At 47.7% G+C, this 25851-nt stretch carries 24 protein-coding genes; 14 read left to right on the top strand and 10 right to left on the bottom strand.

Features of this window, described 5'->3' with window-relative positions; translation table 11 throughout:
• The first annotated feature begins 4 nt into the window (after positions 1-4).
• The 7 genes from ACN084_RS00335 (at position 5) to ACN084_RS00305 (ending at position 8977) form a co-directional block, all read left to right on the top strand.
• On the top strand, positions 5-2002 hold the full coding sequence (locus ACN084_RS00335) for a BCCT family transporter (protein ID WP_419105540.1): 1998 nt from the start codon (positions 5-7) through the stop codon (positions 2000-2002).
• A 267-nt stretch (positions 2003-2269) separates the two neighbouring features.
• Positions 2270-4177: a translational GTPase TypA gene (gene typA, locus ACN084_RS00330; RefSeq protein WP_419101602.1), complete on the top strand. Its 1908-nt coding sequence runs from the start codon at positions 2270-2272 to the stop codon at positions 4175-4177.
• A gap of 143 nt (positions 4178-4320) precedes the next feature.
• Positions 4321-5238 carry a PIG-L family deacetylase gene (locus tag ACN084_RS00325; protein ID WP_419105539.1) on the top strand — a complete coding sequence of 306 codons (918 nt, stop codon included), beginning with the start codon at positions 4321-4323 and terminating at the stop codon, positions 5236-5238.
• A complete protein-coding gene (locus ACN084_RS00320) occupies positions 5235-5681 on the top strand; it encodes a hypothetical protein (protein WP_419105538.1) in 447 nt (148 codons plus the stop codon). The genes ACN084_RS00325 and ACN084_RS00320 overlap by 4 nt, the downstream gene beginning before the upstream one ends.
• 189 nt (positions 5682-5870) lie before the next feature.
• Entirely contained in the window at positions 5871-6194 is a 324-nt protein-coding gene (gene fdxA / locus ACN084_RS00315) for a ferredoxin (protein ID WP_419101599.1), read from the top strand.
• Between the two features lie 165 nt (positions 6195-6359).
• Complete coding sequence (gene dapC, locus ACN084_RS00310) at positions 6360-7490, top strand: succinyldiaminopimelate transaminase (protein WP_419105537.1); 1131 nt, start codon at positions 6360-6362, stop codon at positions 7488-7490.
• Between the two features lie 188 nt (positions 7491-7678).
• Positions 7679-8977, top strand: coding sequence for a citrate synthase (locus ACN084_RS00305; RefSeq protein ID WP_419101597.1), 1299 nt, complete (start codon positions 7679-7681; stop codon positions 8975-8977).
• Between the two features lie 117 nt (positions 8978-9094).
• On the opposite strand, the gene galE is transcribed toward ACN084_RS00305, so the two are convergent.
• Positions 9095-10108, bottom strand: coding sequence for a UDP-glucose 4-epimerase GalE (gene galE, locus ACN084_RS00300; RefSeq protein ID WP_419105536.1), 1014 nt, complete (start codon positions 10106-10108; stop codon positions 9095-9097).
• 211 nt (positions 10109-10319) lie between these two features.
• Positions 10320-11273, bottom strand: a complete 954-nt coding sequence (gene dapD / locus ACN084_RS00295) for a 2,3,4,5-tetrahydropyridine-2,6-dicarboxylate N-succinyltransferase (RefSeq protein ID WP_419105535.1) — start codon at positions 11271-11273, stop codon at positions 10320-10322.
• 108 nt (positions 11274-11381) lie between these two features.
• Between dapD and dapE the strand changes: the two genes are divergently transcribed.
• Entirely contained in the window at positions 11382-12515 is a 1134-nt protein-coding gene (dapE, locus tag ACN084_RS00290; protein ID WP_419105534.1) for a succinyl-diaminopimelate desuccinylase, read from the top strand.
• A gap of 94 nt (positions 12516-12609) precedes the next feature.
• Here dapE and ACN084_RS00285 read toward each other — a convergent pair whose 3' ends face one another.
• From ACN084_RS00285 to ACN084_RS00270, 4 genes are read right to left on the bottom strand one after another with little or no spacing between them, the layout of a single operon-like run.
• Positions 12610-13524: an amino acid ABC transporter permease gene (locus ACN084_RS00285; RefSeq protein ID WP_419103587.1), complete on the bottom strand. Its 915-nt coding sequence runs from the start codon at positions 13522-13524 to the stop codon at positions 12610-12612.
• The gene (locus tag ACN084_RS00280) at positions 13521-14204 is read right to left on the bottom strand and encodes an amino acid ABC transporter permease (RefSeq protein ID WP_419105533.1); all 684 of its coding nucleotides are present in this window, start codon (positions 14202-14204) and stop codon (positions 13521-13523) included. Before ACN084_RS00280 ends, ACN084_RS00285 begins: the two co-directional genes overlap by 4 nt.
• 30 nt (positions 14205-14234) lie before the next feature.
• Complete coding sequence (locus ACN084_RS00275) at positions 14235-15080, bottom strand: glutamate ABC transporter substrate-binding protein (RefSeq protein WP_419105532.1); 846 nt, start codon at positions 15078-15080, stop codon at positions 14235-14237.
• A gap of 12 nt (positions 15081-15092) precedes the next feature.
• The gene (locus ACN084_RS00270) at positions 15093-15833 is read right to left on the bottom strand and encodes an amino acid ABC transporter ATP-binding protein (protein WP_419105531.1); all 741 of its coding nucleotides are present in this window, start codon (positions 15831-15833) and stop codon (positions 15093-15095) included.
• A gap of 312 nt (positions 15834-16145) precedes the next feature.
• Between ACN084_RS00270 and ACN084_RS00265 the strand changes: the two genes are divergently transcribed.
• The 4 genes from ACN084_RS00265 to ACN084_RS00250 all read left to right on the top strand — a co-directional run bounded on the left by ACN084_RS00265 (position 16146) and on the right by ACN084_RS00250 (position 18864).
• Positions 16146-16442: a hypothetical protein gene (locus tag ACN084_RS00265; protein WP_419105530.1), complete on the top strand. Its 297-nt coding sequence runs from the start codon at positions 16146-16148 to the stop codon at positions 16440-16442.
• A 78-nt stretch (positions 16443-16520) separates the two neighbouring features.
• Positions 16521-17861, top strand: coding sequence for a hypothetical protein (locus ACN084_RS00260; protein WP_419105529.1), 1341 nt, complete (start codon positions 16521-16523; stop codon positions 17859-17861).
• Between the two features lie 133 nt (positions 17862-17994).
• Positions 17995-18174 carry a DUF3117 domain-containing protein gene (locus ACN084_RS00255; RefSeq protein WP_419105528.1) on the top strand — a complete coding sequence of 60 codons (180 nt, stop codon included), beginning with the start codon at positions 17995-17997 and terminating at the stop codon, positions 18172-18174.
• 318 nt (positions 18175-18492) lie between these two features.
• Positions 18493-18864 (top strand): Sec-independent protein translocase TatB, encoded by a 372-nt coding sequence (locus ACN084_RS00250; RefSeq protein WP_419105527.1) that lies wholly within the window; start codon positions 18493-18495, stop codon positions 18862-18864.
• A gap of 101 nt (positions 18865-18965) precedes the next feature.
• On the opposite strand, the gene ACN084_RS00245 is transcribed toward ACN084_RS00250, so the two are convergent.
• Genes ACN084_RS00245 through ACN084_RS00235 form a run of 3 tightly spaced genes read right to left on the bottom strand, consistent with a single transcriptional unit; the run spans position 18966 to position 22110 of the window.
• A complete protein-coding gene (locus tag ACN084_RS00245; protein ID WP_419105526.1) occupies positions 18966-20108 on the bottom strand; it encodes an Mrp/NBP35 family ATP-binding protein in 1143 nt (380 codons plus the stop codon).
• A gap of 36 nt (positions 20109-20144) precedes the next feature.
• A complete protein-coding gene (locus tag ACN084_RS00240) occupies positions 20145-20798 on the bottom strand; it encodes a DUF1003 domain-containing protein (protein WP_419105525.1) in 654 nt (217 codons plus the stop codon).
• Positions 20791-22110, bottom strand: coding sequence for a magnesium transporter MgtE N-terminal domain-containing protein (locus tag ACN084_RS00235; RefSeq protein WP_419101583.1), 1320 nt, complete (start codon positions 22108-22110; stop codon positions 20791-20793). Before ACN084_RS00235 ends, ACN084_RS00240 begins: the two co-directional genes overlap by 8 nt.
• A gap of 184 nt (positions 22111-22294) precedes the next feature.
• Here ACN084_RS00235 and ACN084_RS00230 point away from each other — a divergent pair, with 184 nt between their 5' ends.
• Positions 22295-23170 (top strand): general stress protein, encoded by an 876-nt coding sequence (locus ACN084_RS00230; protein ID WP_419105524.1) that lies wholly within the window; start codon positions 22295-22297, stop codon positions 23168-23170.
• A 125-nt stretch (positions 23171-23295) separates the two neighbouring features.
• On the opposite strand, the gene ACN084_RS00225 is transcribed toward ACN084_RS00230, so the two are convergent.
• Positions 23296-24819, bottom strand: coding sequence for an aminopeptidase P family protein (locus ACN084_RS00225; protein ID WP_419105864.1), 1524 nt, complete (start codon positions 24817-24819; stop codon positions 23296-23298).
• 104 nt (positions 24820-24923) lie between these two features.
• Here ACN084_RS00225 and ACN084_RS00220 point away from each other — a divergent pair, with 104 nt between their 5' ends.
• Positions 24924-25793 carry a PHP domain-containing protein gene (locus tag ACN084_RS00220; RefSeq protein WP_419105523.1) on the top strand — a complete coding sequence of 290 codons (870 nt, stop codon included), beginning with the start codon at positions 24924-24926 and terminating at the stop codon, positions 25791-25793.
• Positions 25794-25851: the final 58 nt, after the last annotated feature.

Here is a 25851-nt window from a genome sequence, read left to right as displayed (position 1 = left end):
ACATATGGCTAAAACTGAAACTTCACTACCTGAGGGGGCTCCAGACTTACGTAAAGCAGATGTAAGTCAGGAAACCCGCGCCAATATGCGCGCCGGAAACCTCTCCGGTAAAGTATTCTGGCCCGCTGCCGTTATTATGGCGGTTTTTATCGGGTTCACCCTCCTCTTTCCTCAAAAAGCTAAAGGAATTTTTAACGCACTACAAAGCGACGTTATTAACTACTTCGGCTGGTACTACGTCGCAATCATTGCGTTCTTCGTGATTTTTGCGCTCTACCTCGGATTCTCCCGTATGGGCGACGTCAAACTCGGAGACGACGATGACGAACCTGAATATTCCTTTACCACCTGGTTTGCATTCCTCTTCGCCGCAGGCATGGGTATCGGCCTCGTATTCTACGGGGCAACAGAACCTCTGATGCACTACGTCACTCCACGTCCTGGCGTGAGCGGTAACGAGCAGCAAGTAGCTCAAGCAGCAATGAGTCAATCCTTCCTGCATTGGGGATTCCACCCTTGGGCTATCTACGTCATCGTAGGTTTGGCTATTGCATACTCTGCACACCGTCTCAAACTACCGCTATCTATCCGCTACTCGCTCAAACCTCTACTCGGAGATCGAGTCAAAGGTGGATGGGGCGACGTCATTGACATCGTTGCACTCGTAGGAACTCTCTTCGGTGTCGCAACCTCTTTAGGTCTCGGCGTCATGCAGATAGCTGCTGGCCTTGGCTACCTCAACATTCCTGCCGATAACGAGCTATGGCTTGTCGGAATCATTGTCGTATTGATGGGTATCACTCTTTTCTCCGTAGTGACTGGACTCGAAAAAGGTATGAAGCTCCTCTCCAACGGAAACCTTCTGCTTGCAGCTATCGTATGTATCTTCGTTTTGGTGGTTGGGCCAACAATTTTCTTGCTTCGCGAGTTTGTTGGATCCATTGGTAACTACCTCCAAAACATGGTGTCCATGACCTTCGACACCCTCGCCCTTTATGGCGACGAAGGGGAGAAGTTCCAAGCTGCATGGACCACCTTCTATTGGGGCTGGTGGATTTCATGGTCACCTTTCGTGGGAATGTTCATCGCACGTGTGTCTAAAGGACGTTCCGTTCGCGAATTCGTCATGGGCGTGCTCATCGTTCCAGCACTCACCTCCTTCTTCTGGTTCTCCGTCCTTGGTGGAACCGCTCTGCATCAGGAACTCTTTGAAAATAAGAGCCTCCTTGAAGCAGACGGAAGTGTATCTGCTCAGAACGCGCTATTTAAGATGTTTGAGAACTTGCCAGCTGGTACTGCCTTAACCGTTGGTGCGGTCCTCTTGATTACGATTTTCTTCGTAACCTCAGCAGATTCTGGCGCACTTGTCTTAGGTATGCTCTCTACCAACGGTTCACCTGAACCTAAAACGTGGATTCGCGTCTTCTGGGTTCTTGTAGCAGCTGCTACCGCAATCGTCTTGATTCTGGTCGGTGGTACAGACTCGCTAACAGCAATTCAAACCATCGCAATCTTGACGGCATTACCGTTCTCTTTTGTGATTATCATGATGTGTATCTCGCTTTACAAAGCGTTGAGTTACGAACATCGACTCTTCGTCCGTGCTCAGCGTCGTAGCGCTCGAGAAGAAATCGCAGCAGAACTTCACGAACGTATTGGCGAAACCGTCGATGAAATGGTTGCTGAAGGCGTTGAAGCGCAAGTTGAAGCACACGTTGAAGCACATATGGAACAAGCTATTGAAAATGCTGTGGACCAGGCTCTTGACCAAGCTGTTGGACAAGCTGTTGACGCGAAGGTTGAAGCAGCTGTCGAAGAAGCAGTTGAAGAAGCCGTTGCTTCTGTCGTTGATGATGTGACGTTACAGGTCGAAGCAAATACTGCAGCTATCAAGAAGATTACTGATACGCAGGCTCTTCGCATGGTCACGGCTGAAGAAGTCGAAGCAGACCGCTCTGCTAAAACTTCTCGAAAGATGCCGTGGAACTCACGTAAAAAATAAGATGTAGCACTCCATACACGGTGCTCTTTGATGTGAGGCGGGTGTCCATAAGATGACTTATGGACACCCGCCTCATAATTTTAAACAAAACTATGAGCTAAATCTTTTAGGGAGTTTTATCACCGTAGAGGGTATCTGAGTATGAAGACGGGTATGATGTCACTAAGCCCTCTTTGCAGAGTGCTCATTTTTTGTGTGGGTACTACTAAATAACTTGTTCTTGAGTGGGCATCTTTTATTCCCTAGATTTAAGCGAGACTTATACGCATGTCTGAAAACACCGCTTCGCGCAGCGACCTGCGCAACGTAGCAATTGTGGCGCACGTTGACCACGGCAAAACTACTATCGTTGATGCAATGCTGAAGCAGACCAACGCATTCTCTGCACACGCTGACGTTGAAGACCGAGTGATGGACTCTGGTGACCTCGAAAAAGAAAAAGGCATCACCATTTTGGCAAAGAACACCACCGTGTTCTACGACGGCCCTTCTGCACAGGGCGAAAAAATTACCATTAACGTTATTGACACCCCCGGCCACGCTGACTTTGGCGGCGAAGTCGAACGCGGACTCTCCATGGTCGACGGTGTCGTTCTCTTGGTCGACGCTTCTGAAGGACCTCTTCCTCAGACTCGCTTCGTGCTACGTAAAGCACTAGCAGCAAAACTACCTGTTATTCTGGTGGTCAACAAAGTAGACCGTCCTGATGCGCGCATCGACGAAGTCGTCTCCGAATCAATGGACTTGCTTCTTGGCCTTGCCTCCGACCTCGCTGACGAAGTTCCCGACCTCGACGCAGATTCTTTGCTTGATGTACCCATCGTCTACGCTTCCGGTAAAGCTGGCGCTGCGTCAATGAACCAGCCAGCAGACGGCGCTCTTCCTGATAACGATGATCTTGAGCCTCTTTTTGAGACCATCATCAATCACGTTCCAGCACCAACGTACGACCCCAACGAAGTTCTTCAGGCACACGTAACCAACCTTGACTCATCACCCTTCTTGGGGCGTCTAGCATTGTTGCGTATCTTCAACGGACGTATCAAAAAAGGACAGACCGTTGCATGGGCACGTCAGGACGGACAGCTCAAGAACGTTCGCATTTCTGAACTTCTGGTCACTAAAGCACTCGAGCGCGTACCGGCAGAAGAAGCTGGACCTGGCGAAATTGTGGCAGTTGCCGGTATCGAAGACATCACCATCGGTGAAACCCTCACCGACCCTGATAACCCTAAAGCACTCCCGCTCATCACTGTTGACGACCCAGCAATCTCGATGACTATCGGTATTAACACCTCTCCTCTTGCCGGTAAAGTCAAAGGTGCTAAAGTCACCGCACGTCAAGTTAAAGACCGTCTCGACAAAGAGCTTATCGGTAACGTTTCTTTGAAGGTTCTTCCTACTCAGCGTCCTGACGCCTGGGAAGTACAAGGTCGTGGTGAACTCGCGCTTGCTATTTTGGTGGAGCAGATGCGACGTGAAGGCTTCGAATTGACCGTCGGTAAACCTCAGGTTGTTACCAAGACCATTGACGGAAAATTGCATGAACCAATGGAACACATGATTATTGACGTTCCAGAAGAATTCCTTGGCGCAGTAACTCAGCTGATGGCAGCACGTAAAGGCCGTATGGAGAACATGGCGAATAACGGCACCGGCTGGGTTCGTATGGAATTCTCTGTTCCCGCTCGTGGATTGATCGGTTTCCGTACCCAGTTCTTGACTGAAACCCGCGGCGCAGGCATTTCTTCCTCCTACGCAACTGGCTATGAGCCTTGGGCTGGAGACATCGAATACCGTACCAACGGCTCGATGATTTCTGACCGTGCCGGTGTCGTAACACCTTATGCCATTATCAACCTTCAAGAACGAGGCACGATTTTCGTTGAGCCAACCTCCGAAGTCTATGAAGGCATGATTATCGGTGAGAATTCACGTGCCGACGATATGGAAGTGAACATCACCAAGGAGAAGAAGCTAACGAACATGCGTTCTTCTACTGCGGATAACTTCGAGAACATGACTCCGCCTAAGAAACTCACCCTCGAAGAGTCTCTTGAATGGGCACGTGAAGATGAGTGTGTGGAAGTTACTCCTGAAGCTATTCGCATTCGTAAAGTGATTCTTGACTCCAACGAACGTATTCGTGAATATCGTCGTCGTCACCGCGACTAATCGGTACAGTGTCGAGGATGGAGCTTCTGTGAATAAAGCAAAGCTCTAACACTTCATAAGTGAAGGGGTTACCATCGGTGATGGTAGCCCCTTCACCATATATTTGTATATGCGAAATCTCGATATGTAGGAGGAATGAATAGATGCTTTCTCAGGAAAAAGAACCCACACCGTATTATCCAGAACAGGGACACAATATCTGTGAAGACGCCGTGTATTCTCTGCTGCCTGAGGGCTTGGAACCTTGCGATGCGCGTGTTCTTTTCGTTCATGCTCACCCTGATGATGAATCTACCTTTACTGGTGCAACAATGGGGCTTTTGGCAGATTCTGGTGCTCAAGTAGATTTAGTGACGATGACGCGTGGTGAGCTGGGTGAAGTGATTCCGCGCGAGCTTAAACATCTTGAAGTTGGACAGCCACAGTGCACTGATGGTGGTCAGGCTCTGGGAGAGTATCGTTCTGGTGAATTGAGTGAGGCAATACAGTCTCTGGGTGTTCATGAGCACCTTTTTCTAGGTGAAGGTGTTTCTGCGGGGAAGGAGACGCCAGCAATTTTTTATGATTCTGGGATGGTATGGGGTGCTGATGGGCGTCCTGAAGCAAATCCGCAGGCTTCCCAAGAGTGCTTGACGAGAACTTCTTTAGATATTCAAGTTCAGGCTCTGATGCGTGTGATTAAACATTATCGTCCGCATGTTGTGGTGACGTATGATGCGGGGGGAGGATATGGTCACCCTGATCATGTGAGAACTCATGAAGTGAGCTTAGAAGCGGTCAAGAATTTAGGGGGCACGGCCGATGCTCCTTGTCTCTTGTGGGGTTTAGAAGGAGACTATTCTTCTGAAGACAATCGAGTGCAGGCTGTGATTGATGGCTCTGTCGCTCGTAAACGTGAGGCTATGGCAGCTCATCGCACTCAGGTGATTATTGCTAGTGAAGATAGCTATCAATTCTCGAATTTGGTGGTTCAAAAAATATCTGCTCGAGAAACATATCGTCTGATATGGTCTGCTCCAACAGCAACAGTGGTTTCCGCATCACAGGAGAAGAAAAGGTGAAACAATCTAAGATTCCGTCGGGTTCGTCCTCGTATGAGGGTGAGTTTGCCCAAGATGCTGATTCGTATCCGACAACGTTGAACTCTGTGGTTATAGCAGTTTCTTTGGGCATTATCACTGGGTTTATAGGGACGATGTATCATGCCTCAATTTGGTATGCCTCAACTGGTTCATGGTTTGTGCCGTGGGGGAGTTGTTTGGCTATTGTGATGGTATTTTGTGCAAGCCTGTGGAGCGCTTTGCGTTCTGGAACCTCTTGGGGCGGGGTACTGGTTGGTATTGTGGCTTTTGTTCTTATCGGATTGTTTGGGTTTGGTAAAGAAGGCTCATTATTAGTGTTGTTGAATCCTCAAATTCCAGTGGGAATTGCCGGCGTGGTGTGGGCTTTTGGTGCTTTGGGGGCGGCTCTTGTTGCTCAGCGCGTGGCGCGCTCCTTGTCATAATTTTTTCAGCTAAAACTAAGCTAAGGCTAAGCTAAGTTATTTGATAAAGAAAATAACTTCAGGGTAAAAACTGTGTCAGTTCCACCACTAAAGTCTTCAGTTTCGACTCAATCGGACTACCATAGGTAGAGGTTTTGCACTACAAAGTGCGTCTAAGAATCCGCCGTACCGGCTCAGAAAGGCTATTGCATGACTTACGTTATCGCCCAGCCTTGCGTCGATGTTAAAGATCGCGCATGTGTTGAAGAGTGCCCCGTGGACTGCATCTACGAGGGCGAACGCACGCTATACATTCATCCTGACGAATGTGTAGACTGTGGCGCGTGTGAGCCCGTATGCCCTGTAGAAGCAATCTACTACGAAGACGACGTTCCCGAAGAATGGTCAGAATATACCGCTGCTAACGCAGACTTCTTCGACGAACTTGGCTCTCCCGGTGGAGCTGCACGTTTAGGCCCAACAGGCAGCGACGTCGCGTGGATTGCCGGACTACCGCCACAAAACCAGGACTAAACATATTTTTGATGAAGAACTTCTATGTGCCACCTCATAGCGCATAGAAGTTCTTTTTTGCCTAAAAAATTTCTTGATGTGAAATATCTTTTCGGCAGGGCACCTATACAACGATAAGATATGAGAACATCTCATTTACCGACCTAACTATTGAGGAAAACGTTCATGCCTACATTCGGTCTTAACCTGCCAGAGTACCCTTGGGAACAACTCGCACCCTACCGAGAAATTGCAGAACAATATCAAGGTCCTCTGGTCAACCTCTCTATCGGTACACCCATCGACAGCACACCCTCTATTGTTCGAGACGCCTTGGCGAACACGTCGGACGCGCACGGATACCCCACCACACACGGCACCTTACAACTTCGAGAATCTATTGCCGGCTGGTACGAACGCCGTCGTTCAGTAACAGGGCTGAACCCCCAACAAATTATGCCAACAGTAGGCTCAAAAGAATTGATTGCGTGGCTACCTTTCCTCTTAGGACTAGGGGCCCACGACATCGTTGTGCGCCCGCGCATCGCGTACCCAACCTACGACATCGGGGCACAACTAGCAGGAGCCCAACACATTGCGGCAGACAGCCTAGAAGAACTCGACGAAGATACGCGCTCACGTGTCAAACTCATCTGGGTCAACTCTCCTTCAAACCCTACCGGTGCAGTAACCTCTCTCGAACAGATGCGAGCGCTGGTCGAACAGGCGCGCGATCTCGGGGCAATCGTAGCTTCCGACGAATGCTATGCCGAACTTGGTTGGGGACAGTGGGATGCTCAACGAGGAGGAACGGCTGTTCCTTCTCTACTTGATTCGTATGTTACGCAAGGTCGTTTTGATCATCTACTGAGCGTATATTCTTTATCTAAACAATCTAATATGGCTGGTTATCGATCCGCTTTTGTTGCCGGCGATGAGCAGCTCATTCTCAATCTCGTTAACTCTCGTAAACATGCCGGAATGATTGTTCCTGCGCCCGTGCAATCTGCAATGATTGCAGCACTGGATGATGACCAGCACGTGCAAATGCAAAAAGATGTATACCGTGCTCGTCGTGAGAGGCTTTTGCCCGCTGTTCAAAACTTCGGTATTCAAGTCGAAGAATCTGAAGCGGGGCTCTACCTGTGGGGTAGCGCCGGCGAAGATACGTGGAGTACCGTTGAGCGTTTTGCTCGTTTGGGTATTTTGGTTGGGCCAGGCGTGTTTTATGGTTCTGAAGGGGAAGGATACGTGCGTATCGCTCTAACCGGAAGCGATGAAGACATTGACCGTGCAGTAGAGCGGTTGCGCCGATAAATGTCAATTTGACTAGAAAAATACGCAACAAGCCCACATGGATGTGACTTATAACATTCTTACCTGTAGGGTGTAATAGAGATTACTTTAGTGTTCTCGGTAGAAAAAGCCACCACCATGGCATACATAGCGTCCCACACAAATAGCTACTACCGAGACACCACATTTCTCGATACACGGAGGAAAGAATGTCTGAAAATAATACCGCTGTGTTGCATTATCACGACACCGCACAAGAACTAAGCTACGTCACTCCCACCGAAGGCAACGGCGCATTTAACATCGCGGGTTTGATGAAAAATACCGGACAGGTTGCCTACGATCCCGGATTCATGAACACCGCAACTACCAAATCTGCCATCACCTACATCGACGGCGACGCCGGTATCTTACGATACCGCGGATACCCCATCGAAGAACTCGCCGAAAATGCCAGCTTTCTAGAAGTCGCCTACCTTCTCATCTACGGTGAACTACCCACCGTCAAAGAATACGAAGACTTCGACACCATGGTTCGCCGCCATACGATGGTGCATGAAGACTTCAAAATGTTCTACGCCGGATTCCCCCGCGACGCACACCCTATGGCTGTCTTAGCGTCCTCCGTCTCAACGATGTCCACCTTCTACGCAGATTCCCTAGACCCCTTTGATAAACGTCAAGTAGAAATATCAACATTCAGACTTCTCTCTAAAGTCCCAACACTTGCAGCGTACGCCTATAAAAAATCTAAAGGCGAACCCTTCATGTACCCACAAAACAACCTCAACTACGCTGAGAACTTCTTGAGGATGTGCTTCGGATTCCCCACCGAAGAATATGAAGTAGACCCCGTCAAAGCTAAAGCCCTAGACACCTTGCTCTTATTGCACGCAGATCACGAACAAAACTGTTCAACATCTACCGTACGTATGGTCGGATCGGCACAAGCCAATATTTTCGCCTCCATCTCAGCGGGCATCAACGCCCTCCACGGGCCACTGCACGGAGGCGCAAACGAAGCTGTACTCAATATGCTACGTAGCATCCAATCAGAAGGTATCAGCCCCGAAGCCTTCATGGAAAAAGTCAAACGTAAAGAAGACGGCGTACGACTGATGGGATTTGGGCATCGCGTATACAAAAATTACGACCCGCGCGCTCGCATCATCAAAAAAACTGCTGACGAAGTGCTCAACAAACTAGGCGGTAACGACGAACTCCTCGACATCGCCCGAAAACTAGAAGAAAAAGCGCTAGCCGACGATTACTTTATCGAACGGAAACTCTACCCCAACGTAGACTTCTACACCGGACTTATCTATAAAGCAATGGGATTCCCCGAAGAAATGTTTACCGTTCTCTTCGCCCTTGGCCGTATGCCAGGTTGGATTGCTCAATGGCGTGAACTTATTCACGACCCTGAAATTAGAATCGGGCGCCCACGTCAAGTGTACGTTGGAGAACCTTTACGACATTACCCCGGAAGTCAAGAGAACCACTCCTAAACGGGTCTAATCGTTCTAGATATCCATAAAAATAAAAGGTTGGGGGTCGATAGCGTCAACGCTATCGACCCCCAACCTCTGAACAAAATCAGAGAAAACAGATTCTATAACCCCATCCTATTGCCCATAACCTTGAGGATTATTCTTCTGCCAGTTCCAGTGGTCACGTACCATCGTGTCAATATCACGACGAGCAGACCAACCCAAATCAGCAAGAGCAGACGATGGATCAGCAAAAGATACTGCCACATCGCCCGGACGACGTGCAACTATACGATAGGGGAGCTCCTTGCCACACGCTTTCTCAAAGGCGTGAAGAACTTCAAGTACCGAATAACCATTACCAGTGCCTAAATTCCAGGTGTGTACCCCGCCATGAGTAGTGATGTAGTCAAGAGCTTTCAAATGGCCGTCAGCCAAATCAACAACGTGGATATAGTCCCGAACGCCAGTACCATCGACGGTGGGATAATCATTGCCGAAAACACTTAAGAATTCACGACGGCCCACCGCAACCTGTGCGATAAAAGGCACCAGATTATTCGGGATACCGGAAGGGTCCTCACCGATTCTGCCAGACTCATGTGCACCGACAGGATTAAAATAGCGCAAAAGAGCAATATTCCAAGACTCATCAGAAGCACCTAAATCACGGAGCATATCTTCAATATGTTCTTTAGTGCGACCATAACAAGACTGGGCGTCCATATTAATTTTTTCGGTTAGAGGCATCTCTTCAGGTTCACCGTACACCGTAGCAGAAGAAGAAAATACGATAGAACGGCAACCCGATTCTTCCATTGCGTAGAGAAGATTCAGAGTACCTGCCACATTCGTTTGGTAATACCACAACGGTTTCTCAGCAGACTCACCTACAGCTTTAAGACCTGCAAAATGAATGACAGCTTCAGGTTTCTGCTCTAAAAAGAGTTTCCTCATCGCCGGCATATCAAGAAGATCAACTTGATGGAATGCAACCTCTTTGCCGCTGAGCTCACTGACTCTACGTAAAGACTCCTCAGAAGAGTTAGCGAGGTTATCCATCACAACAACCTCATGACCAGCATTTAGCAACTCTAAAACAGTGTGTGAGCCAATGTATCCGGCACCACCAGTAACTAGAATTTTCATTTTTCTCCCTCAATAATAGTCTTCAACAACAGTCAACGAATCCGATCAAGACCAAACTCTTCTTATAACTCTACTGTTTCTCTGCAATTTTATTCTCAGAAACTCTAGAAGACTTTGTACTACATCTGTAGCCACAACAAAGGACGAAACACCCCAAGCACCACCTAAGGCGTAGTATCAGATAAATACTACGCCTTAGATTAGCTAATGATTAGTTTGAATGTAAGTCCGCATTGAGCTGAACCGTATTATTCGCACGAGGTAATACCTCAATCGCACCAGAAACCGAATTTCGGCGGAAGAGGATATTCGACACTCCCGATAATTCGGCAGCCTTCACCGTCACAGGATCTTGACCAGGCTGTAATAAGGTCACTCGAGAACCAGCTGTTACATATAAACCAGCTTCAACGACACAATCATCGCCAAGAGCGATACCAACACCTGCCTCAGCACCAAGCAAAGAACGCTCACCAATGCTGACACGTTCGGTGCCACCACCAGAGAGAGTACCCATCGTAGAAGCACCCCCGCCGATGTCAGAACCATCACCAACAACAACACCTTGAGAGATGCGCCCCTCAACCATAGAAACACCTAACGTACCAGCATTGAAGTTGACGAATCCTTCGTGCATCACCGTAGTACCTGCAGATAGATGAGCGCCAAGACGTACCCTATCTGCATCACCAATACGTACACCGGCCGGAACAACATAATCAATCATGCGGGGGAACTTATCCACGTGAGAAATTATAAGATGTCCACGAGCACGAAGACCAACCTGAAGGTCTTGGAGTTCGCTGGCAAGAACCGGACCAAAATTTGTCCAAGCAACATTAGCTAACTGCCCAAATAGACCATCAAGATTAATGTTATTAGGGGCTACCAGCGTATGCGATAGCAAATGTAACCGAAGATAAGCGTCAGAAGCATCAGCCGGTGGCTGATCTATATCGATACGCACAGAAACAATTTCGGTGCGCACATTACGAGACTCATCAGAGCCAACTAACGGTTCTAATTCTGAACGAAGGTCAACAGGAGTATCTCCCAACGTTGGACGAGGGAACCACGTATCAAGAACAGTTCCAGCATTGTCGCCACGAAGAACAACTGTTGCAATACCGATTCCAGAAGCTAAACGTACATTATTATCACTCATACCCTCTAGTGTAGTTTGTTCTTGCTGTGCGTTAAAGCCAGTATCACCGACTGAGAAAAGCTCACAGAGAATCACCTCAAAGATACGCAACTGAGTAAGATAAAACCTATGAGTGAAGATTATCGAACAGAACATACCCCACAGCCCACTACCCTAAATCTCTCCGGCGACGTAGCAGAGCTATGCGCTCAGATAATCGATATTTTCTCAGTCTCCGGCCACGAAACTGAACTTGCCGATGCCGTTGAAGCGTCCTTAAACTCACGAAAATATTTGTCTGTTACTCGCGACGGAGATTCCATCATCGCCAGAACTGAATGGGGAAAGAAACAGCGAGTTATTCTTGCCGGTCACCTTGATACTGTTCCACTGCCTCACCACCCCGGATCCAAAGGAACTGTGCCCTCCCAATGGTGTGAAGAGAACGGGGCGAAGAAACTTTATGGACGTGGCGCTACCGACATGAAATCAGGTGTTGCCGTACAACTGGCTTTAGCGGCAACCCTACAACACGCCCAATACGATATCACCTATGTTTTTTACGATCACGAAGAAGTTGCCAGTGAACTATCCGGTTTAGCACGATTAATGCGGCATCATCCTCATCTTCTCAACGACGCAGATTTCGCAGTTCTTCTTGAACCTACCCACGGAACCATTGAAGGTGGCTGTAACGGAACCATGCGTTTTTGGGTTCATTGTCAAGGTGTCGCCGCACATTCTGGACGGTCATGGGTCGGAAAAAACGCAATTCATGCAATGAATGATGTGCTGAATCGCCTTTGCTCTTACGAAGCTCAAACCTATGAGGTTGAAGGCCTTGCCTACCGAGAAGGGCTAAATGCTGTTCAAATTTCTGGGGGAGTAGCAGGCAACGTTATTCCTGACAAATGTTCAGTACACATCAATTATCGTTTCTCACCAAAACACACTCTTGAAGAAGCTACCGCTCATATGCGCGAGGTCTTTGCCGGATACGAACTTGACTTTGTTGACCAATCTGCAGCTGCCCGCCCAGGACTTGACGCTCCTCTGGCGCAAGAACTGATAACTGCCGTCGGAGAAGAACCAAAACCTAAATACGGTTGGACCGATGTTGCACGTTTTTCTCAGATGGGTATTCCTGCGGTGAACTTTGGGCCCGGTGATGCCTTACTTGCTCATACTGATGATGAACATGTTGACGTTGAAGAAATCTATCATTGCTTTACGAGCCTCAAAGAGTGGCTATCACAGAAATAGCTTCTTCTATTTGGACATAGAAAAAGCTTTGGTGTTGTCGACGAAGTTATCGTCGACAACACCAAAGCTTTATGCATAAGAAGCTAAAAAACTTCTAGGCTTTAGGCATCTTAAACATCTGAATTGTGTCGGGGTTCGGATTATCAACCTCACCTGGAACACCATCAGATTTCTTAATACCTGAGGACGAACGTGAGCTCAAGAAACCAGATAGCCAGCTTGCGAACATCGTCAAAGCAAAATTGATGATGATAAAGAGTACGGCTGCTAGGAGTAGGCTCTGAAGAATATTGCCTTCACCCGAACCAAATCGACGTGCTGCGGCAAGAAGCTCTGGGTAAGAGATGATATAACCTAACGCAGTATCTTTGAGAATGACCACAAACTGTGAAAGCAAGGAAGGCATCATCGTGAGCATCGCCTGAGGCATCAAAATATTGCGAAGAACCTGACCAGGAGTCAAGCCAATTGCTACGCCTGCTTCTCCTTGGCCTTTAGGGAGCTGTTTGACGCCTGAACGAAGTAATTCAGCGATGACTGAACCGTTATACAGTGTCAATCCGAGAACTACCGCAATAAAAGGAAGCTCTGAGGGAGAGAACACGGAGAAACGTCCCAAGAAGAGCCAGAAGAAAATCATCATGATGAGTACGGGAACTGCCCGGAAGAACTCAACAACTACTGTGCCGATAGCGCGTACAAAAGCGTTTTGAGCCAGACGCATATACCCAAAAATCATCCCAAAAATCACTGAGGTAATCACAGCGATAAAGGCCGCTTTAAGGGTTGAGATAATGCCGGGGATAAAATATGATTCCCACGCACGGTAGGTGAAAAGTTCTGTCCACTTTTCGGCTTCAAGCTGCCCTTGACGGTTCATGACCATAAGAACATAACCGAAGAACGCAAGCAACGCGATAATCGCAATGATATTGAAAGCTCGTGTGAGCGCTCGACCGCGAGGGCCTGGAGTATCAAAGAGGACCGAAGTCGTTTGTTGAGTTTTCATCGTTTCACCGCCAATTTACGTGAGGACCATGTAGTCAATAAACCGATGGGAACAACGATGATGACGAATCCTGCTGCAAAAACCATGAAAATCACAAAAATCATGTCTGAGTTGAATTCAATCATGGATTTCATCATGCCCGATGCCTCTGCTACTGAAGCAACTGTTGCCACTGTAGAGTTCTTTGCAAGTGCAATCAACGTGTTGCCCAAAGGAGTGATGGAACCGCGTAATGCCTGAGGGAAAATGATATGACGAGCAGCGGGGAAGAATCCTAACCCAATGGCTCGTGCCGCTTCTGCTTGTCCGATAGGAACGGTATTGACGCCAGAACGAATTGCTTCACACACAAAAGCCGCATGGTATAGCGCCAAGACAATTACTGCGTAGAGGAAGAAGTTCATCTGAAAATCTGAAACCAGCTGTAGCTGGAATTGTGTCCACACGCCCAAAATAGCGAGGGTCATCAGAATAGTCAACGGCGTATTTCTGAAGATATGAACATACGCTGTTCCTACTAGTTGGAGTGAAGGTACCGGCGAAATTCTCATGAGAGCGAGAATGGAGCCGATAACAAATGATCCAATAGCTGCCCAAAAAGTGAGCTGTATATTAACCCAAAACGCACCAAGCACATCATAGGTGCTAAAGAGCGTGGAGAGCTGTTCGCTAAAAGTCACGTTAGTCTCCGTAAATCTAAGAATGAATGGTTAGGATGTGGCGCATGATGTGCCAAGGTGAGGAGGATTAAGCTCCTTGTTATAGACGAAACCTGAACCACCGACGTTCTTGGCCAGCGCCTTTTCCCATTCGCCAGTTTCTACCATTTTGTTAATAGCTTTATTAATAGCTTCGCATTTATCGCTGCCTTTGGGCAGACCAACTCCATATCGTTCATCGGTGAAAGTGTTGCCGACGAGTTTGAGATGTCCTTTATTTGCTTTAGTGGAGCCAAGTCCAGCAAGAATGATGTCATCGGTGGTTACCGCATCAACCATTCCTGCGTTGAGTGCCACAACGCAGTCTGAGTAGGAGCCTTGCTGAACAAGCTGAACACTTGAAGCAAATTTGTCTTGAATTTTCTTTGCTGAGGTTGAACCCGTGACAGAGCAGAGGTTTTTTCCGTTGAGGGAATCAGGACCCTTAATATCGTTGTTATCTGCTTGAACGAGAAGATCTTGACCTGCAACAAAGTAGGGCCCTGCAAAGTCGATAGTTTTAAGACGAGATTTTGAGATGGAGTAGGTCGCAAAAATCATGTCTACCTGACCGTTCGTCAGCATGTTTTCACGGTTTGCTGAGGGCGACTCAACCCACTCGATACGGTCTTCTGGGTAACCGAGTTCTTGCGCTACGTAGCGGGCTACATCGGTATCGAATCCCGTGTAGTTCTTGCCATCTTGGTAGCCTAGGCCAGGTTGGTCATATTTGATGCCGATGCGTAGCTTATCGCCTTCTGATGAGTTTGCTGAACATCCAGAAAGAACGAGAGTAGCACTTGCTATAAGCGCAAGAGTCTTCACAGTGTTACTTTTGAGGCGGTGGATGACGCTCATACTACCTCCTAACTAGTGGTTGAGAATTTTGGAAAGGAAATCTTTTGCACGCTCAGACTTTGGATTGGTGAAGAACTCGTCTGGGGTTGCTTGCTCAAGGATTTCTCCATCTGCAAGGAAGACGATACGGTCTGCTGCTTTACGCGCAAATCCCATTTCGTGAGTTACAACAATCATGGTCATACCTTCACGTGCAAGGGAGACCATGGTGTCGAGAACTTCGTTGACCATCTCTGGGTCGAGAGCACTAGTTGGCTCATCAAAAAGCATCACTTTAGGCTGCATTGCTAGAGCACGGGCGATGGCAACACGCTGCTGCTGTCCACCAGAGAGTTGAGCTGGAATTTTATGAGCTTGGGACTCAACACCCACTTTGGTGAGTAATTCCATGGCTAGTTTGTCTGCATCTGTTTTGCTCATGCCACGGACTTTGCGTGGGCCAAGAGTGACATTTTCGAGGATTGTTTTATGTGCAAAAAGGTTAAAGGATTGGAAGACCATTCCTACTTCTGCACGTAGCTTTGCGAGTTCTTTGCCTTCTTCGGGAAGGAGCTTTCCGTCGATACGAATTTCACCGGAGTCAATAGTTTCAAGACGGTTGATGGTACGGCATAGCGTAGATTTACCAGAACCAGAGGGTCCTAGCAGAATAATGACCTCTCCTTTGCCCACCTCAAGATTGATATTTTTGAGAACGTGCAAATCGCCATAGTGCTTATTGACCGATGTGAGCTGAACAAGTGAATCGTTCACTAGGTTCCTCCTGACGAAAGTAGATATGTCTGCAGAGAAAAGTCCCTATGTGATAAAAAGGAACAGTCGTTGAGAGTGCAGACACCTGAAATATATAGTTCTACCGTACACAGGCTTATGTAACTTGCATGTTACAGATAACGCTTATCGTTACGGCAGAGTTTTATTAAGCCAAAAATCTTGAGACTGGAAAACAGTCACGGAATACAAGCTTAGAGCGGTCTGTCTCATCATGAGAAGCGCGCTTAAGATAGCTTAGAGTAAAACACATAAATTTTTTTCTCAATGGGGGAGAAAAACGAGAGGAAAAAGATGAATTATCTTCTAGTCGGCGTGACTTTTCTTGTTCTTGCTGTGACAATGATGGGTGTTGCCGTATTAGGTAGTGACCGGCTCTATCCTTTTCGTAAAACCCTTATTCATATGGGAGAAGATGGAATCGATTTGCCACAGAAAGTCTCTTCGTCAGCTTCTGAACCTTCAAAAAACTTTGCTGAATATCAAGAGTTCTCTCGTGAAGAATTAATCACCGCACTTATTAAAACAGAACATGATAATCTCGCATTGCGAGACGCATTGGCTGAGAAAGAAACCTCCTCCACCCAATAATTAGCGCTATATGCCGAGAATTTTCTAACGTTAAACACCGCAACATCATGTACGAAAAATGAGGGACTTCACCTCGCTATGCATCAGCTTACTCATCGAATGAACACCTATCTACAGGCTTTTAACGCATATCTGTATCTTCTGTGCTATAGATTCTTCACTTATTGGCAGCACCTGCATTGGAGCGCCCAAGTCCTAAGTATTTTTGCGCTGAGCCGTCTTTGGGGTTGGGTAATTTTTAGCGTTATTGGTGCCCAAGATAAATACACGCCATGGAAAACGGGGCCCATGTCCTATGCTGAGTTCATCAGTATTTGGGATTCTGGATGGTACGAAAAAATAGCCCTCGACGGGTACCCTCGCATACTGCCTACCAATAGTGAGGGCATCGTTGCCCAAAATACTTGGGCGTTCTATCCGCTCTACCCGATGAGCGTAAAATTCATCCAAGAACTTACTGGTAGCGCATACTATCCAACAGCTATAGCACTGGCTACCGTATCGGGATTTATTGCCTCCCTTGTGGTGTATCTCCTCTTTAACCGTTCTATCAGCTGGTGCAGACAGCACCGCCTACACCTGAATAACCGTTCTAGTCGTGCTGTAGAGTCTCCACACCATTTAGCGTTATGGGCTACCGCTGCTTTTGCGTGGGCGCCAGTAGCACCTATCCTTCAAGTGCCTTATGCTGAAGCGCTAAATATGGTGTTTCTTGGGTTGACTCTCTACCTCATGATGACCCAACGATGGGCACTAGGGGCAATAGCTGGAATCCTCGCCGCTTTTTCTCGCCCAGTAGGGGTACCATTAGGGGCTTTAGCGGGAATCTGGTGGCTTATCTGCATGTACCGTAGCTATCACCAAACACCACAGGCACATCCCACCGTCAGTACGTTACGTGGAGTTCTTATAAAACATCTCGGACAAGGTGTTAGTGCAATCAGCATATGTGCGGCTGCTATCTCTTGGCCTCTTATTGCATGGGCCTATACCGGACGGATGGATGCTTACACCGCAACAGAAACTGCATGGCGTCAGAGCCATCTTGTCCTATTCCAACCATGGATAGCTCAAAGCCAAGAATATTTTGGGCCAGCAGGTGTTCCTGTGCTCATCATGAGCATTCTCGGCTTTACTTTTTTGATGGCCTCGCGATGTGCTCGTCGTGTATTACATCCGGTGCTCAACCTCTGGTGTTATAGCTACCTAACGTATCTTCTGCTTTTTCTTTATCCTCAAAGCTCCACATTCCGTCTTTTATTGCCCCTATTCCCGCTACTCGTAGTATTTATTGGGATGAGCGGTTCACGAGCATATAGAGTTCTTTGGATCGTCGCTTCAGCTATCTTTCAAAGTGTGTGGGTTGGCTGGCTCTGGCATTGGAAAGAGCTACCTGGCGGGGGAGATTATCCACCTTAAACGTCATAAACTCTGAGGAATACTACGATAACTGACCAACACAGCGAGACAATAAACCTCAGCTAGTTTATTATGGTTGCTGTCACATGAGTTTGAACCATGACCATGGGGCTCATTATTAAGGAGTAAAAAGATGGCTGCCCAGAAACCACGCACCGGTGACGGACCTTTAGAAATCCTCAAAGAAAACCGGAGCATTATTGTCAAAATACCTCTTGAAGGAGGCGGTCGACTCGTACTTGAAGTATCAGATCAAGAAATTGAAGACCTCAAAAACTGTCTCAAAGATTTTGACCAGTCTAGTAGCTCATAAAAGTTCTTATAGCACTATCAGGTGCTCAACCATGAGGTAGCTAACCTCCAGAACTTCTTGTTCCCTGTATATCATGCCATCAATTGACAAAACTGTGTCATAAAAGCATCATATAACGCCAAACTGCCGTGAAAACTTCTCCGGTTTTCACGGCAGTTTTGTTGCCTGAACACTTTGGGTGAACACAATAGCTATTGAGCTGTTCTGGCTAACTATTGCTCAATAGCGGAGCGTATCGCTCATATTTTTCTGGCAAAGATGATGAACTGTGCGACGCTTGACGGTTTTCTTCCGAAATAACTGGTAATCTTCCATATTGTGTTCGGTATTAACGGAATGGAATTTATCGTCCTTGTAATCCTAGCGTTCGTGGTCATCGGGCCAGAACGCATGCCTGAGTACGCCCAAAAACTCAAAGAAGGCGTTAAATGGGTTCGCGCCGTGGCCTTTGAGGCAAAAGACGACCTCAAAGAAGTCATGGGGGATAACCCGCTAGGCGACTTTGACTGGAAACAATATGATCCACGCCAATACGATCCCCGAACTATTGTCCGTGAAGCTCTCGCTGAAGACGATGAAGAACGCGCACGTCTGGCAGCAGAACGAGAAGCTGAGAACAAGCCACCAGCACAAAATACTCAGCGTTTACCTCAAGGCGCATACGCACCTTTCGATATTGAAGCTACTTAAACCGATACCTTTTCTCAATACTGTATTCGCTTTTATCCTCTAGCTAGGCAAAAATCCATCATCATTGGCGAAAACCTTACTGCTTGTAGAGAAGAATCTCCTTAGACGTTGAACGGTAACGGTTTACCATTCAAATTCCGCGCACGATGCGATAGCTGACGAGCAATACGGTTAATAGACTGAGCCGTTTCTGAGCTTGTATCAGCCCAGACCAGAGGCACACCAGCGTCTCCTCCCGTCCGTAGAGAGACATCTAAAGGCACAGAACCAAGAAGCGGAACATCATACCCTAATGTCGCAGAAAGACGCTCAGAAAGCTTCACGCCGCCTCCTGTACCAAAAATATCAAGCATCGATCCATCCGGCATACGCATCGCTGCCATATTCTCGATAACACCAGCAACCTTCTGCTGAGTCTGCACACTCATCGTGCCAGCACGCTCTGCAACATCAACGGCAGCACTTTGCGGAGTAGAAATCAACACCAACTCTGCTGTCGGTAAAAGCTGAGCCATCGAAATAGCAATATCACCCGTACCCGGCGGTAAATCAAGAAGAAGAATATCAATAGCGCCAAAATGAACATCAGTCAAAAACTGCTCTAAAGCACGATGAAGCATCGGGCCACGCCACGCCACCGGCTTATTACCAGCAACAAACATGCCCATAGAAATGACTTTGACACAGCCAGAGCCCTGCCCCGAAACATTCTCTGGAACAGAGACCACCGGCGGAAGAATCATATCTTCAAAACGTGTCGGGGCTTGTTCAATACCAAAAAGACCGGGAATAGAGAAACCATGAACATCAGCATCAACAACCCCCACCGACAGCCCATCAGCGGCAAAAGATGCGGCAAGGTTAGCCGTCATCGACGACTTTCCCACACCGCCCTTACCTGAGACCACCGCATAGACACGAGTCAAAGAATCCTCAGCACTAAACGGATTCTTAGACTTATGACCCAACGTACTCCGTAACTTTTGCCGCTGTTGAGGGTTCATATACCCAATATGAACCTGAACCTGCTGGACACCCTCGATACCAGATAACGCCTGCGTAATATCATGCTCAATCGTTGTCTTAAGTGGACAACCCTCAATCGTCAATAAAACGTGAATATGAGCAACTCCCTGCTCAAAGTACGCCTTCTCGACCATCCCAAGCTCGGTAATCGGGCGACGAAGTTCTGGGTCATGGACCGTGCACAACGCCTCATACAGTGTTTCGTCGATAGAAGACATCAATATCCTTAGAAAAATACAGAAAACAACAGAAGACTACTCGCCATGTTCTTGCGAGAGCTCATCAACATCTTTGACTTTAATCTGCGACAAACGCCGTTTAGGAGTACTTATATCTTCCGTCACTATCTTCATAGACTGCGTTTCAGGAGTATTCTCTAACCCCTGAGATTCTGAACGATCTAGAACCTGCTGCAATTTTTGAAGTTCTTCCATCACATCACGCAACTCACTACGTACATAATCACGAGTTGCCACCTCACGAAGAGCAATACGCAAAGACGCAATTTCACGAGTAAGGTACTGCGTTTCTTCAAGATTTTGCTGATCTCGCTGACGATCTTGAGCAGCAATCACACGGTCACGGTCATCTTGACGGTTCTGCGCTAACAGAAGCAACGGAGCAGCATAAGAAGCCTGTAAAGATAACGCCAACGTCAAAAGAGTAAAGTTCAAGGCTCGAGGGTCAAACTGTAGATTATCTGGCGCCAGTGTGTTCCAACCAATCCAGAGTGTACAAAAAACGGTCATCCACAAAATAAATTGTGGAGTTCCCATAAAACGAGCAATAGCTTCGGTAGCACGCCCAAAACGATCAGGATTCGGTTTCCCCCCGGTAACGATACGATGACGAGCAGCTTGGGGAGTTGCTAGACGGTCATTATGACGTTCGCGGTTTTTCTCACTCAAAGCGGCGACCTACCTTTCGAATGGGTGTGCCATCATCGTATGTTCTCCAGTCCTCAGGTAAGAGCGCATCTAGAACGTCATCAATAGTCACCGCCCCAACAAGACGCTGTGACTCATTAACGACTGGCAAAATAGTCAAATCATAGGTTGCTAATACACGAGAGATTTCTTCAAGACTGGTCATATCTGAGACTGGCTCAATGGAAGAGTCTAAAAGATTGCCGACCTGCTCGCTGGGCGGGTACCTCAACAGCTGTTGCATATGCACCATACCCAAATACTTACCGGTAGGAGTCTCTAGAGGAGGCCTAGCAACTAAAACTGCTGCCGCCATCGCAGGAGGAATCTCCTCTTGACGGATATGCGCTAAAGCCTCAGCCACAGAAGCCTCAGGGGAGAGAATAATAGGCACCGGATTCATCAATGAACCGGCGGTTCCCTCTTCATACTCAAGTAGACGACGTACGTCTTCTGCTTCTTCTGGTTCCATCAGAACTAATAGCTGTTCACGTTGAGCGTCAGATAGTTCATTGAGCAAGTCAGCTGCATCGTCTGGCTCCATCTCATCAAGAACTTGAGCCGCGCGCTCAACATCCAGATGCGAAAGAATTTCAACCTGATCATCTTCAGGTAGCTCTTGTAAAACGTCTGCAAGGCGCTCATCATGTAGCTCATGAGCGACTTCAACCATACGTTTATCGTTCATCTCATGGATGGCGTCTGCCAAGTCTGCAGCATTAGCGTGCTCATGATTAGCAACGAATGTTGTCGCTGCTTGAGGTTCTAAATCAGTTGAAAGAATTGCCTCATCCCAATCAACAACAAGGGTAGCTTTTCGGCGACGTAGTAGCCCACCATTTTCTGGGATACGTGAGATAAACAGCTCTGAGATGAACCAATCACCGTTACGTCGCTGTTCCATTGCAACGTCTTCAACCGTTGCTTCTCCAGAACCATCTGCCAAACGAACTTTACGGTCAAAAATTTCTGCAACCACAAGCGCTTCAGAACCGCGCTGTTCGAAACGTCGAAGGTTGACAAGCCCCGTACAAATAATCTGAGCAGAATCGATAGAGGTGATACGAGTCATCGGCACAAAAATACGTTTTTTGCCGAGTACTTCAATCACAATACCCACAACAATAGGTTCTTTACCACGTTGCGAGATGTTTCCTGTGGCGACAGCTAAAGGCCCAAAACTTCGTTTGAGCACAACAACATCGCGCAGACGACCAAGACGGTCACCCATAGGGTCAAAAACGTCCATACCAAGTAGGCGGGCAATAAAAATTTTATTTGGTGTTGTACTCACCCTTAATAGACTACGCGTTCTCACCAATTTTTGAAGAGACTATAGCCTATCTGTGACAAGAAACGGATAATCTTTAGTTCAAAACACCTCTGAATACGACACAACGTAGGGAAAAATTTTCGCCACTTGCGATACTCGCCGTTTTTTCAGGAAATACTAAGGTGACTTCGCGAAAATATAGAGCATGGACGAACAAAACATATCAGCAATTCTCTCGAACACAGATAACCTTCCCGAAGGAATCCCCGTTGGAGAATACAACAACCGACAACAACTCAACCAAGCACTCAACACCCTCAACAACGCCAACTTCCCGCTACGAACCTTATTCATTCAAGGAGAAGGCCTGAAACAAATCGAGTTTCTTGGTAACAAACTCTCTTATCCGAAAGTTGCTTTAGCTTCTGCCGCTCAAGGTGCTTTCTTCGGTGCCTTCATCGGTCTTGCTACCGCATTATTGAGTAACGGAAACTTCGCAGCTAACCTACTATCTTCCATCCCATTAGGTATCGCTGTATGGATGATTTTTGGTGTTCTGTCTTATTCTCGAAGCAATAAACAAGGAAACTTCCAAACCCGAGCACAATTAGTTCCTCAAAAATATATTCTGATGGCTCACCCCAGCACCGCAGGACAAGCTCAACATATCCTCGGAGGCACTCAACCTACACCAATGGCGCCAGAAGGCCCCGTACCTTTTACCCCGCCCACACCACCACAGAGCTTTGACGGAAACACCCCTCCTCCACAAAAAACGGCTGAACCGATTCCTTCCCCCACCGTTAACAGCCCTCAAAAAGAATCTTCATCAAAATTTGGTTTGAGAATAGAAGACCCCGAGGAATACGCACAAACGATTCGGCAAGAACCACCAGCACCAGAACCTAACGAACGCATTGAACAAATTCGTTCCCAACAACGAACTGGACGCTACGGAATCCGCATCGAAAACCCCGAACAATTTCAAGAAGCAATCCGTCAGCCGGGGCAATCAACGCCACCTCAACCGCAACCTTCTAACACCAAACCTCACAACAACAGTGCTGGTACTCAAGAATAACTACCAGAATCATCTGAACTGGTGAGTTGAAAAGCTGAGGAACAACTGTCCATCACCATAAAACGGGGTGTGGGGTGTTCACCATGTCTGGTGAACACCCCACACCCCGTTGGCATAATCCTCTGCTATGAACGCAAAGAATCCATCCACTGTTCAATCTCAGCAACAGTACGTGGAAGATCTGCTGAAAGATTCACCGGACCATCTTCAGTGATAAGAATATCGTCTTCTAAACGAATACCAATACCACGGTATTCTTCACTAATAGCTAAGTCCTCTTCCTTGAAATACAACCCTGGCTCAATCGTGAACACCATACCCGGCTCAATGACACCATCAAGATACAGCTCACGTTTGGCCTGAGCGCAATCGTGAACGTCAAGACCTAAATGGTGGCTTGTCCCATGAGGCATCCAACGACGATGCTGACCTCCCTGCTCTGACAAAGCAACCTCTGCCGATACAGGAAGCAAACCCCACTGTTCAAGACGCTCTGCTAAGACAGCAGTAGCCGCCTCATGAACCTCACGGAACCGGCGACCAGGAACAGCTACTTCAAAAGCCGCGTCAGCAGCGTCAAGAACCGCCTGATAAATCTTTGCTTGCACTTCAGTAAAACGCCCGCTCACCGGTAGCGTTCGAGTGATGTCAGCAGTATATAGAGTGTCATCTTCTACACCAGCATCAACAAGAATCAGCTTTCCCTCATCAACCGAACCATTATTACGAATCCAATGCAAAATAGTGGCATTATTTCCACACGCCGCAATAGTGTCATAGCCGAGATCGTTGCCTTCTTCACGTGCTTTTGCGAAGAACGCCCCCTCAACCACACGCTCACCACGATGATGGCCTACCGCCCGAGGCAGAGCACGAACCACATTCTCAAAGCCCTCAATAGTGTGCTGTACAGAACGACGAAGATTCTTGACCTCCACCTCATCTTTAACAAGACGCGCCTCAGAAAGAGCCTCTGTCAAAAGAGCATCGGTCTGGTCAGCTTTCTCTAAATCCACCCCAGTGTTATAACGGGACGTATCAACGAGCGCATCAATATTCAGATCGACGTTACGCACAAGACGGATATTAATACCACCAAGAGCCTGACTACCAGCATTCTTCGTGATAGCGACTTCTAACTCCGAAAGGTCCGCGGTACGGATACCGTACTCTGCTTCCACCGCTGCGAGGGTAGGGCGAGGACCAACCCAGAATTCACCATAGCGAGGATCAGCATAGAACTGCGCGCTATCTCGTCCAGCAAGAGGCCTGAAATAAAGCGTCACCTCGTGATGCGAACCATTATCTCCGTGGTTTTGCTCAACTGGTTCAAAAACGAGTACAGCATCAGGCTCTTGGTCTAGCCCAAGACCCGTTTGGTGCGCAAAGGCAGAATGAGGACGGAACCGGTAATCGGTATCATTAGAACGCACTTTAAAAGCACCAGCAGGAATCACAAGACGCTCACCAGGGAAAAGGCGCGAAATACGGGCGCGACGTTCAGCCGCATAATCTGCTACTTGCGCACGCTGAGGCAATGGCGTCTCATCCGGTGCCCAATTCGATGCCATAAACTCAATAAAAGCTTCAGACTGGGGAGGCTGAGAGCGATTGTTCACTCTTTGCTCAAGGGGCTGTTCATCTGTCATATCAGAAGATTTATGTTCATCAGTAACCATAGATACAACTCTAATACGTTCAGAGGTATCTATACACCTATCTTTGTCATAGACAAGCAACCTAAGATAGAAATATGTCATATGATTTGCATACTCATTCGGTACTATCAGACGGTACACAGAGCGTAGAAGAACTCGTCGCCGAAATCGCCGGCTGCGGACTCACCGGATTTTCCCTGACAGATCACGACACGACCGCCGGATGGCAAAGCGCACAAAAACATGCCGAACAATGGGGGCTAGACTTTTTGCCCGGAATGGAAATATCGTGCGCTATCGGCCCGCTTAGCGTACACCTACTAAGCTACGGACATCAACAAAACGATAGCGTCCTGAACGAACACATTACGCAGGCTCGCAGCTCTCGCCGGACACGAGCTCAAAGAATCGTTCAAAAACTCTCTGAAACATACCCCATCACATGGGAAGACGTCTTAGCTCAAGCATCACCAGGAGCAACTATCGGCAGACCCCACATTGCAGACGCCCTCGTGAACGCAAACATTATCAGAACCCGCAGCGAAGCCTTCTCCGGATTACTGGCAGAGCGCTCAGCATATTATGTTCCGTACCGTGCCGTACACCCCGTTGAAGCCGTCACCATGGTTAAAGCTGCCGGAGGAGTACCCATCATGGCGCACCCCCGTGCTCGTATCCGCGGACAAGTTGCCTCTGCAGAGCTCATAGAACAGATGATTGAGGCCGGACTAAACGGACTTGAAATCTATCATCGAGACAACAACGAAGAAGACCGCAACTGGCTCAAAAAACTTGCCCAAAAATATGACCTCATCATAACTGGCTCTAGCGATTACCACGGCGCCGGAAAGCCTAACCGACTAGCAGAAAACACCACGCCAACCCAAATCGTCGAACGTATCAAAGAAATCATCCGGCAGAACCACCAGAAGAACACCACACCTCAACACACCCAAACAATATAAAAGGCGGTGCCCATAACCCCTTGGGTTAAGAACACCGCCCCAAACAACCAACCAACAC

The organism is Rothia sp. P7208, from assembly GCF_048512915.1.
Taxonomy (GTDB): domain Bacteria; phylum Actinomycetota; class Actinomycetes; order Actinomycetales; family Micrococcaceae; genus Rothia.
Note: the sequence above shows the minus strand (reverse complement) of the source record. Positions and strands in the feature narration are given on the sequence as shown.

Excerpts from the sequence above, each read along its gene's own strand:
- ACN084_RS00335 (WP_419105540.1), top strand. The coding sequence starts at position 5 with ATGGCTAAAACTGAAACTTCACTACCTGAGGGGGCTCCAGACTTACGT.
- typA (WP_419101602.1), top strand. The coding sequence starts at position 2,270 with ATGTCTGAAAACACCGCTTCGCGCAGCGACCTGCGCAACGTAGCAATT.
- ACN084_RS00325 (WP_419105539.1), top strand. The coding sequence starts at position 4,321 with ATGCTTTCTCAGGAAAAAGAACCCACACCGTATTATCCAGAACAGGGA.
- fdxA (WP_419101599.1), top strand. The coding sequence starts at position 5,871 with ATGACTTACGTTATCGCCCAGCCTTGCGTCGATGTTAAAGATCGCGCA.
- dapC (WP_419105537.1), top strand. The coding sequence starts at position 6,360 with ATGCCTACATTCGGTCTTAACCTGCCAGAGTACCCTTGGGAACAACTC.
- ACN084_RS00305 (WP_419101597.1), top strand. The coding sequence starts at position 7,679 with ATGTCTGAAAATAATACCGCTGTGTTGCATTATCACGACACCGCACAA.
- galE (WP_419105536.1), bottom strand. The coding sequence starts at position 10,108 with ATGAAAATTCTAGTTACTGGTGGTGCCGGATACATTGGCTCACACACT.
- dapD (WP_419105535.1), bottom strand. The coding sequence starts at position 11,273 with ATGAGTGATAATAATGTACGTTTAGCTTCTGGAATCGGTATTGCAACA.
- dapE (WP_419105534.1), top strand. The coding sequence starts at position 11,382 with ATGAGTGAAGATTATCGAACAGAACATACCCCACAGCCCACTACCCTA.
- ACN084_RS00285 (WP_419103587.1), bottom strand. The coding sequence starts at position 13,524 with ATGAAAACTCAACAAACGACTTCGGTCCTCTTTGATACTCCAGGCCCT.
- ACN084_RS00275 (WP_419105532.1), bottom strand. The coding sequence starts at position 15,080 with ATGAGCGTCATCCACCGCCTCAAAAGTAACACTGTGAAGACTCTTGCG.
- ACN084_RS00265 (WP_419105530.1), top strand. The coding sequence starts at position 16,146 with ATGAATTATCTTCTAGTCGGCGTGACTTTTCTTGTTCTTGCTGTGACA.
- ACN084_RS00260 (WP_419105529.1), top strand. The coding sequence starts at position 16,521 with ATGCATCAGCTTACTCATCGAATGAACACCTATCTACAGGCTTTTAAC.
- ACN084_RS00255 (WP_419105528.1), top strand. The coding sequence starts at position 17,995 with ATGGCTGCCCAGAAACCACGCACCGGTGACGGACCTTTAGAAATCCTC.
- ACN084_RS00245 (WP_419105526.1), bottom strand. The coding sequence starts at position 20,108 with ATGTCTTCTATCGACGAAACACTGTATGAGGCGTTGTGCACGGTCCAT.
- ACN084_RS00230 (WP_419105524.1), top strand. The coding sequence starts at position 22,295 with ATGGACGAACAAAACATATCAGCAATTCTCTCGAACACAGATAACCTT.
- ACN084_RS00225 (WP_419105864.1), bottom strand. The coding sequence starts at position 24,819 with ATGACAGATGAACAGCCCCTTGAGCAAAGAGTGAACAATCGCTCTCAG.
- ACN084_RS00220 (WP_419105523.1), top strand. The coding sequence starts at position 24,924 with ATGTCATATGATTTGCATACTCATTCGGTACTATCAGACGGTACACAG.